This is a genomic window from Nocardioides pelophilus (genome assembly GCF_014180685.1).
Taxonomy (GTDB): Bacteria; Actinomycetota; Actinomycetes; order Propionibacteriales; family Nocardioidaceae; genus Nocardioides; species Nocardioides pelophilus.
Genome location: NZ_JACEHF010000185.1, coordinates 1 through 7724, shown reverse-complemented (window position 1 = coordinate 7724; position 7724 = coordinate 1). Strand labels below are relative to the sequence as shown.

Here is a 7724-nt window from a genome sequence, read left to right as displayed (position 1 = left end):
CCACCCCGAGGCGGCCGCGCGCATCGAGGCCGCCGTGATCGACGACCTCGCCGCCCGCGCACCGGGTGAGAAGCGGTCGACCCCCGAGGTCGGCGACGCGATCGCGGCCCGAGTAGCCACCGGCGCCTGACGGCGCCCGGCGCTTCGCGCCCTCAGAGCCCCGCGCTCGCGCCCTTGTTTGCTCCGTCCACCAGGCTCGCAGCGCTTGCGGTGGACGGACTACTAGGAAGTGCGACTAAATTGTCTGACATGCAGATCACCACCACGCTCTCGTCCGCGCCGGTCGACGACGCGCGGCTGGCCGAGATCCTCGCGAACCCCGGCTTCGGCACGAACTTCACCGACCACATGCTCACGGTCGAGTGGACGCCGGCCGACGGTTGGCACGCGGCCCGGATCACGCCGTACGGCCCGATCACGCTCGACCCCGCGGCCGCCGTCCTCCACTACGCGCAGGAGGTCTTCGAGGGGATGAAGGCCTACCGTCACGACGACGGCTCGGTCTGGACCTTCCGGCCGGAGGCCAACGCGGAGCGGATGGTGCGGTCCAGCGAGCGGCTGGCCCTCCCGGTGCTTCCCGTCGACGACTTCGTGCAGGCCGTCGACGCGCTGGTCGAGGTCGACCAGCGGTGGGTGCCGACCAACCCCGACGGCGGCGAGAAGGCGCTCTACCTGCGGCCGTACATGTTCGCGTCGGAGACCTTCCTCGGGGTGCGGCCGGCCGAGCACGTCACGTTCATGGTCATCGCCAGCCCGGCGGGCGCCTACTTCAAGGGCGGCGTCAAGCCGATCAGCCTGTGGCTCACCGAGGAGTACACGCGGGCCGGCCGCGGCGGCATGGGCTCGGCCAAGACCGGCGGCAACTACGCCAGCTCACTGGTCGCGCAGCGGGAGGCCTACGACAACGGCTGCGACCAGGTCGTCTTCCTCGACGGCCAGGACGGCAAGTACGTCGAGGAGCTCGGCGGCATGAACATGTACTTCGTGTTCGACGACGGCTCCATCGTCACGCCCGAGATCGGCACCATCCTCGAAGGCATCACCCGGGCCAGCGTGATGGAGATCGCCGGCAAGATGGGCCACCCGGTCACCGAGCGCAAGTTCGGCATCGACGAGTGGCGCGAGGGCGTCGCCAGTGGCCGGATCACCGAGATCTTCGCCTGTGGCACCGCTGCGGTCGTCACGCCGGTCGGCACCCTGAGGACCAAGGACGGCGACTCGCCCGCCCCGGCCAGCACCGAGCTGACCATGAAGATCCGGCAGGCGCTGGTCGACGTGCAGTTCGGGCGCGCCGACGACACGTTCGGCTGGATGCACCGCGTGGTCTAGGGCCGGTCCAGGGCTGGCTCAGCGGCGGCGGCCGGGCTTCCGAGCCGTCTGCGCGCTCGCGCCGGCGCGGCGGTAGATCGCGTTGCACAGCCGGGCGATCCGGGGCTGCGCCGCGAGCTCGGCACTGGCGAACACCACGTTGTACTGGTGCGGGCGCTGGTTGTCGCGGAACACCGGCACCAGCCCGCAGTCGGCGAAGAACCTGGCGACGTCGCCGTCGAGCCACTGGCCCTCCCAGAGCGGCTCGCTCTCGACCTCGATGTAGACCAACGACGCCCGCGACAGCACCTTCGCGCCGGACGACAGGACCGGGCCGGAGGCGCCCTCGACGTCGATCCAGGCCACGACCACGTCGTCGTCGCCCACCTCGAGGAAGCTGTCGAGCGGTGTCGACGGCACCGAGACCGTCTCGACCTCCTCGGCGCGCACGTGACTCGCGATGCTCGCCATCCGGTTGGTGCGCGGCTTCTTGTAGCGGCGCCCCTTCTCCTCGTTGAGGAACTCGCGGGGGATGCCGAGCTCGACCGTGCCGGCGGTCTCGGAGACCGCGAGATGGAGGTACTCGACGCCGCTGTCGGCGTGGGAATCGGCGTACTTCTGGTGGACGTGGGGGTTGGCCTCGAACGCGATCGCCCGTGCGGTCGGCACGTCGGTCTTGATCCAACGGCTGAACCTGGCCTCGTGGGCGCCGATCTCGAGGCTCACCGTGGGCTCGAGCTCACGGCACAGGTCGCGGAAGGTGCTCTCGACGCGTTCACCCACGACGTCGCGGGGCAGCCTCCGGGCGCGGAGGGCCAGCAGGTTGGCGAAGTAGCGGTAGCCCGCGTCGCGGGCGTCTGCGGGTGCGTCGGACAAGAGGGATCGCCTTCCGGAGCGGTCGAGCAACGGGGGTCAACGTACCCCGTCCCGCCGGGGCGATCGCGAACGCCGCCGCGCCTGGGCGTCGGACGGCCCGCTGCTGGGTAGCCTCTTTCCGTGACGACCCAACCGCAGGGCGAGTCGCCCACGCGGGTGGGCGACTACACGCTGCTGACCCGCCTCGGCGAGGGCGGCATGGGCATCGTGCACCTCGCCCGCAGCGCGGACGGTCGCCGGGTCGCGCTGAAGGTGCTGCGACCGCACATCGTCGGCGACGAGGAGGCCCGGGCCCGGCTCGCCCGTGAGGTCAACACGCTGACCCTGGTGCGCAGCCCGTGGGTCGCCGAGTTCCTCGACGCCGACCCCTGGGCCGACATCCCGTACGTCGTCACCCGCTACGTGCCGGGTCTCTCGCTGCACGACCACGTCCTGGAGGAAGGGCCGATCGCGGACCGCGACCTGCTCTGGCTCGCCGGCTGCCTGGCCGAGGGCATCGCCGCCGTCCACCACGCCGGCGTGCTCCACCGCGACGTGAAGCCGTCCAACGTGCTGATGGAGGGCCGCACCCCGATCCTGATCGACTTCGGCCTGGCTCGGCTCGCCGACGACTCACGGCTCACCCAGGCCGGCTTCCTGCTCGGAACGCCCGGCTACCTCGCCCCCGAGATCCTGTACGGCGACGACGCCACCCCCGCCGCCGACGTGCACGCATGGGCGGCCACGGTGGCCTACGGCGCCACCGCGCGGCCGCCGTACGGGCGTGGTCCGTCGATGGCGATCATGGACCGGGCCCGCCGCGGCGAGCACGACCTGACCGGGATCGAGGGTCCGCTCGCCGGCGTCCTCGACGCCGCGCTCGACCCGGACCCGCTGGCCCGGCCCTCCCTCGCCGAGCTGCTCGCTTGGCTGCGCCCGCTGAGCACCCAGCCGTCGGCCACGCCGGTGCCACCGCCGGTCGAGGGCCGCCCGGTCGACGAGGACGACTTCACGCTGCCGGTGGCGCTCGCCAACAGCGGTTCCGCGGTCGGTCCCGCCCCCCGGACGGGGCCGACGATCCCCGAGCACCGGCCTGCCACCCGGATGCTGACGAACGCCTACCCGCCGCCCCCGCCTCCCGCGACCGCCCCGCCCACGATGGCGCCGCCGACCATCGCGCCGCCGGCGTGGCCCGCGCACGCGGTGGCGGTCGCGCAGTGGGAGCAGGAGTGGGACGCCCGGCTGCTCGGACCGCCCAAGGTGCCGGTCGGGGAGCGGATCCGCCGCGGGGTGGTCGTCGCCTGCGGTGGACTGGTCCTCGGAGCGGCGACGGCCCTGGCGCCGTACGTCGCGCTGGTCGCGGTGGTGCTCGGCGTCTGGGTGCTGCGCACGGGTTCGCTGGCCGCATCGGCGGGGGCCGATCGCCGCACCACCCGCGGCACCAAGTGGTACGACGCGCTGCAGGTCGTCTTCTCCAGCCCCTGGCACTCGGTGCGCGCGGTCACCGGCACCGTCGTCCTGGTGCTGTGGAGCCTCGGGCTCGCGCTCGCCGCCGCGCTGCTCTGCTACGCCGCGGCGCTCGACGGCGCGGCCACGCTGTTCTCCGGCGGCGCCGCCCTCGGCATCGCGCTGTGGTCCGGCCCCGGTGCCAGCCGGTTCCGGTCGCCCCTCTCGCGGATCGTCTATCCCCTCGCGAGCCGCTGGAGCCGCTGGCTTCCCCTCTGCGTGGCCCTCGTCTTCGTCGCCGGGGTCCTCGGCCTGGTCGTCGCCTCCGAGGGCGTCCACTGGTGGCCGGCCTCCGGTCCGCCGTTCGGCATCTGAGCCGGCCCCAGCGGCGTTGTGGCAGACTGGAGTCGTGCCGTACCGCACTCGCATCATCATTAGCTAGCGCGTCGAGATCCTCGACGCGCCAACCTCTCCTTGCCGAGAGGTTTTTCTTTTGCCCTGATGCGACCCCGAACCGAGAGAAACCGATGAACCAGCCAGTCGACGCACTCGACCTCCCCGTTGATCTGCATGGTGCGTTCCATGTCTACGACACGACCCTGCGCGACGGTGCGCAGCAGGAGGGGCTCACCCTCTCCGTCGCCGACAAGCTGAGCATCGCGCGGCAGCTCGACGGGCTGGGCGTCGGCTACATCGAGGGCGGCTGGCCGGGAGCCAACCCCAAGGACACCGAGTTCTTCCGCCGTGCGGTCACCGAGCTGGACCTGCAGCACGCGAAGCTGGCGGCGTTCGGCGCGACCCGCAGGGCCGGCGTCACCGCGGCGGACGACCCGCTGATCGCGGCGTTGCGTGACAGCGGGGCCAGCGTGGTGACCCTGGTCGCGAAGTCGCACGCCGGACACGTCGAGAAGGCCCTGCGCACCACGCTCGAGGAGAACCTCGCGATGGTCCGCGACACCGTCAGCCACCTGCGCGCCGAGGGTCAGCAGGTCTTCCTCGACGCCGAGCACTTCTTCGACGGCTACCGCCTCGACCGGGCCTACGCACTCGAGGTGCTGCGAACGGCGTACGACGCCGGCGCCGACGTGATCGCGCTCTGCGACACCAACGGCGGCATGCTCCCCGGCTGGGTCGCGGACGTCGTCCACGACGTCGTGCAGACCACCGGCGTCCGGGTCGGCATCCACTGCCACAACGACACCGGCTGCGCGGTCGCCAACACGCTGGCCGCGGTCGACGCGGGCGCGACCCACGTCCAGGGCTGCATCAACGGCTACGGCGAGCGCACCGGCAACGCCGACCTGGTCAACGTGGTCGCCAACCTCGAGCTGAAGCTGGACCGGCAGGTGCTGCCCCCGGGCCTGCTGAAGGAGGCCACCCGGATCGCGCACGCCATCGCCGAGGTGACCAACGTGCCGCCCGCCTCGCGACAGCCGTACGTCGGGGTGTCGGCCTTCGCGCACAAGGCCGGCCTGCACGCCTCCGCCATCAAGATCGATCCGGACCTCTACCAGCACATGGATCCGGCGGGCGTCGGCAACGACATGCGCCTGCTCGTCTCCGAGATGGCCGGCCGCGCCTCGATCGAGCTCAAGGGCAAGGAGCTGGGGTTCGACCTGTCCGAGAACCCCGAGGTCGTCACCCGGGTCACCGGTCGGGTCAAGGAGATGGAGGCCCGCGGCTACACGTTCGAGGCGGCCGACGCGACCTTCGAGCTGCTGCTGATGGAGGAGGCGGAGGGCAAGCGTCCGTCGTACTTCGACGTCGAGTCGTGGCGGGTGATCACCGAGACGCTGACCCATGCGGTGCCCGGCGAGGAGGCGGTGTCCGAGGCGACGGTGAAGCTGCAGGCCGCCGGCGTCCGCTACGTGGTGACGGGGGAGGGCAACGGTCCGGTCAACGCGCTGGACCAGGCGCTGCGGCAGGCGATCGTCCAGGCGTATCCCGCGATCGCCAAGTTCGAGCTGATCGACTTCAAGGTGCGGATCCTCGACCAGGGTCACGGGACCGACGCGATCACCCGGGTGCTCATCGAGACCAGCGACGGCGAGTCGTCGTGGGTCACCGTGGGCGTCGGCGCCAACGTGATCGAGGCGTCGTGGGAGGCGCTGGTCGACGGACTCACCTACGGGCTGGTGCGCCACCACGTCGAGTGACCTTCGTTGCGGCGCCTCGGTTTCGAGGCTCGCTGCGCTCGCACCTCAACCAGCAGCGCTGCGCTCGCACCTCAACCAGCAGCGCGGGTCACCCGGCGCACGAGGTCGGACCAGCCGGCGACCAGCCGGTCCATCGGGACGTGGGCACGGTCGACCTGCTCGCGGAGCACGATGATCTCCAGCGGCGCGACGAGTGCGGTGGCGAGGTAGGGGAGATCGCCCTCGACGCCGATCTGGTCGAGCAGGTAGCGCACGTGCATCGTCGTGAACGACAGTGCGCCGACGCTGCGGGCGCCGGGGTTGCCGGCGGCCTCGATCAGCTCGGCGTGCCGCAGGTTGAGCACCATCCGCGACTCGCCGAAGGCCAGCAGTCGCTCGAGCGGGGGCGCGCCCGGCCCGAGCGGCGGCGGGCCGCCCATGACCGCTGCCTGCCACTCGGTCTCGGAGTGGTTGAGCAGCGCCCCCATCAGCCCCTCGCGACTCCCGAAGCGACGGAAGACCGTGCCCTTGCCCACCCCCGCGCGACAGGCCAGGGCGTCCATGGTCACCCCGCGGACGCCGACCTCCTCGACCAGGGCAGCGGCCGCGGTCATCAGCGCCTCGCGGTTGCGCGCGGCGTCACGCCGCTCCTGGGGCGGCGCGCTGAGGAGGGGGAGTGGCTTCGACATGGCGCTGGCCACTTTAGGGCTGAGGCCCGACAACCATCGCGCGATTTCCTCGAGAGGAGGGGAATAGAAACGGACTACGGTCCGTTTCGACCGGCNGTCCTCGTCGGCAGCCTGCGCGCCGACTCCCACAACCGTCGGATCGCCGAGGCGATCCGCGCCCAGGCGCCGGCCGGCGTCACCGTCGACATCGCCGAGGGCCTCGGCGAGCTCCCGTTCTACAACGAGGACGTCGACGGCGAGCAGGCTCCGGAGCCCGTCGTGCGGCTCCGCGAGCAGGTCGCCGCGGCCGACCGCGTCCTGGTCGTCACCCCGGAGTACAACGGCACCATGCCCGCCGTCCTCAACAACGCGATCGACTGGGCCTCCCGCCCGTTCGGCGCCGGCGCGATCAAGGGCAAGCCGCTCGCCGTCGTCGGCACCGCCGGCGGCCAGTACGGCGGCCAGTGGGCCCACGAGGACACCCGCAAGTCCGCCCGCGTGGCCGGTGCCACCGTCGTCGACGGCATCGCCCTCTCGCACGCCTACGCGTGGGGCAGCGACCCGCTCGCCGACGCCGACACCGTGGCGAAGTTCCTCGCCGCCGTGACCGACCTGGCGTCGTACGACGCGAGCACCGTCGCTGCGTGAGGGTGGTTTCGAGGCTCCTCGCTGCGCTCGTCGCACCTCAACCACCACGCGCCGATGGTCGGCCAGCCGCGCCGCTGGTCGGCCAGCCGCGCCGCTGGTTGAGGTGCGAGCGCAGCGAGCCTCGAAACCAAGGCGCTAGGTTGCACCAGTGGCAGAGCTGCACGACCTCACCGCCCTGGAGCAGGGTGCCCTGGTCGGCTCGGGCGAGATCAGTGCCGTCGAGCTGACCGACCACTACCTGGACCGCATCGAACGCGCCGGCCGTGAACGTGGGGACTTCGTGGCCGGCGCGTTCGCGTTCCTGGACCCCGACGTGGCCCGGGAGCGCGCCCGCGCCGTCGCGGCGGTCGGGCCGGTGGGCGACGGCGCCTCCCCGCTCGCCGGCGTGCCGACCGCGATCAAGGACCTCAACCTGACCGCCGGCATCCCGACCGCCTTCGGCTCGCCGGTCTTCGCCGACTACGTGCCCGAGGTCTCCGACGCGGTCACGCTCGCCATCGAGGCCGCCGGGCTGGTGAGTCTCGGCAAGACCAGCACCCCCGAGTTCGGGTCGCCCTGCTACACCGAGCCGGAGGGCAGGCCGCCGGCGGTGACGCCGTGGGACACCACGCGGATGGCGGGTGGGTCCTCGGGTGGCGCTGCGGCGGCGGGCGCGGCCGGGCTG

7 protein-coding genes are annotated in these 7724 nt (G+C 72.2%); 5 read left to right on the top strand and 2 right to left on the bottom strand.

The window, feature by feature from the left end:
- Positions 1 to 249: 249 nt before the first annotated feature.
- Positions 250 to 1329, top strand: coding sequence for a branched-chain amino acid aminotransferase (locus H0488_RS20265; RefSeq protein WP_183101037.1), 1080 nt, complete (start codon positions 250 to 252; stop codon positions 1327 to 1329).
- A gap of 18 nt (positions 1330 to 1347) precedes the next feature.
- On the opposite strand, the gene H0488_RS20260 is transcribed toward H0488_RS20265, so the two are convergent.
- The gene (locus tag H0488_RS20260; RefSeq protein WP_183101036.1) at positions 1348 to 2184 is read right to left on the bottom strand and encodes an FkbM family methyltransferase; all 837 of its coding nucleotides are present in this window, start codon (positions 2182 to 2184) and stop codon (positions 1348 to 1350) included.
- Positions 2185 to 2304: 120 nt separating this feature from the next.
- On the opposite strand from H0488_RS20260, the gene H0488_RS20255 reads away from it, so the two are divergent.
- Positions 2305 to 3984: a serine/threonine-protein kinase gene (locus tag H0488_RS20255; protein ID WP_183101035.1), complete on the top strand. Its 1680-nt coding sequence runs from the start codon at positions 2305 to 2307 to the stop codon at positions 3982 to 3984.
- A 152-nt stretch (positions 3985 to 4136) separates the two neighbouring features.
- Complete coding sequence (cimA, locus tag H0488_RS20250; RefSeq protein WP_183101034.1) at positions 4137 to 5765, top strand: citramalate synthase; 1629 nt, start codon at positions 4137 to 4139, stop codon at positions 5763 to 5765.
- Positions 5766 to 5836: 71 nt separating this feature from the next.
- Here the strand turns inward: cimA and H0488_RS20245 are convergent, their stop codons facing one another.
- Complete coding sequence (locus tag H0488_RS20245; protein WP_183101033.1) at positions 5837 to 6433, bottom strand: TetR/AcrR family transcriptional regulator; 597 nt, start codon at positions 6431 to 6433, stop codon at positions 5837 to 5839.
- Between H0488_RS20245 and H0488_RS20240 the strand changes: the two genes are divergently transcribed.
- Positions 6395 to 7060, top strand: coding sequence for an NADPH-dependent FMN reductase (locus H0488_RS20240; protein ID WP_220794829.1), 666 nt, complete (start codon positions 6395 to 6397; stop codon positions 7058 to 7060). The two genes, H0488_RS20245 and H0488_RS20240, sit on opposite strands and share 39 nt — an antisense overlap.
- Positions 7061 to 7208: 148 nt before the next feature.
- Positions 7209 to 7724: amidase family protein (locus H0488_RS20235; RefSeq protein ID WP_312856454.1), on the top strand; the 516-nt coding region annotated here is incomplete at its 3' end.